Origin of the sequence: Pseudoalteromonas sp. SG45-2, assembly GCF_014164115.1 — a bacterium.
Lineage (GTDB): Bacteria > Pseudomonadota > Gammaproteobacteria > Enterobacterales > Alteromonadaceae > Pseudoalteromonas > Pseudoalteromonas distincta.
The window spans coordinates 1-1,323 of sequence record NZ_JACJEO010000057.1; the positions used below are offsets into that span (position 1 = coordinate 1).

At 35.9% G+C, this 1,323-nt stretch carries 1 protein-coding gene; it reads left to right on the forward strand.

From position 1 onward, the window contains the following. The first annotated feature begins 64 nt into the window (after positions 1-64). A complete protein-coding gene (locus tag H5116_RS20055) occupies positions 65-1,093 on the forward strand; it encodes an IS110 family transposase (RefSeq protein ID WP_182716927.1) in 1,029 nt (342 codons plus the stop codon). Positions 1,094-1,323: the final 230 nt, after the last annotated feature.

Below are 1,323 nucleotides of genomic sequence, written 5' to 3' on the forward strand. Positions count from 1 at the left end.
ATAACAAGATAATTGGACTCCCAACTTCTACACTTAAGTAGAAATTATTTTTCGGAGTTCAATTATGAATAAGTTAAGAATTGGTGTCGATTTAGCTCATAAATTAATACAAGTTTGTAGTTCTACAAATAATAAAGTGCACTCAAATAATGAGATGACACTGCAACAATTTAGTGAGTACTTGGTATCGCTTAGTTCTTCAACGATTATTTTTGAGGCCTGTGCGAGTGCTAATTATTGGCATCAATTTGCAACTTCACTTGGTCATAATTCCTTACTAATATCTGCGCGATTAGTTATGTCTGTTCGTCAAAGTCAAAAAACAGATAAAAATGATGCTTTGGCTGTTTTACAAGCATCGCTGTTACCAGATGTTCACTTTATTACTGCAAAATCAATTAATGAACAGCAAGCGCAATCAATGCTCAAATTGAGAGAGCACAGTGTTAAACAAAAAGTAGCGCTTAAAAATCAACTCACAGGTTTACTGCGTGAATTTAATATAAGCAGTGGTCGCTCAATAAGTCAGTTTGTAGGTACAATCCAAGATACATTGGAAGATGCCGAGAATGGTTTTTGTGATGCATTTAGAAAAATGCTTAAAGTATCATTGGATTTATATTTAACGTTAACTGAAGCAATCGCGACCTATGATTTAGCATTGGCTAAATGGGTTGATGAAACACCAAGCTGTAAAAAACTAATGCGCCTAGAAGGGGTTGGGATTTTAAATGCCATTCATCTTTTTATTAATTTGTCGTCGGGTGAATTAGCCAGGTTTAAAGCGGGCAAAGATGCCGCTGCTTGTATAGGTTTGACACCGACTCAGCACAGCTCTGGTGGTAAATTAAGTTTAGGTAGAATAAGTCGGCGTCGAAATACAACATTACGTAGTTTACTGATTACAGGTGCAATGGCTGTCATCCAACAAGTTGTTAAGCGAGAGCCAAAAACAAGTAAAGAGCGCTGGCTTAAAGCGTTAATAGAACGACGAGGGAAAAAGTGTGCAGCAGTCGCATTAGCCAATAAAACGGTTAGAACCGCTTTTTCTTTAATCAATAATAAAACAGAATATAAAGCTGTTTTATTATAAAAAAATCAAACATCAGCTTTAGCTAAATTAACAACATGTTAGACGACACAGTATAGTCACAAGAGCGAAAAGCTCGTTAACAAGAAGAGTGTTCTAACACGCGAAATTATCTTGGAGTCGAGGTAGCGCCTCATTTAGAACTCGTACATAAGAAAGCGAATTTATTTAGTTAAAATAGTTGTTGATAAATGGGACTCCACATAAGTGACTATGGTGTCAATTCCTAATTT

What these genes read in the sequence shown, in the direction of transcription:
- H5116_RS20055 (WP_182716927.1), top strand. Translation starts at nt 65, where the DNA reads ATGAATAAGTTAAGAATTGGTGTCGATTTAGCTCATAAATTAATACAA.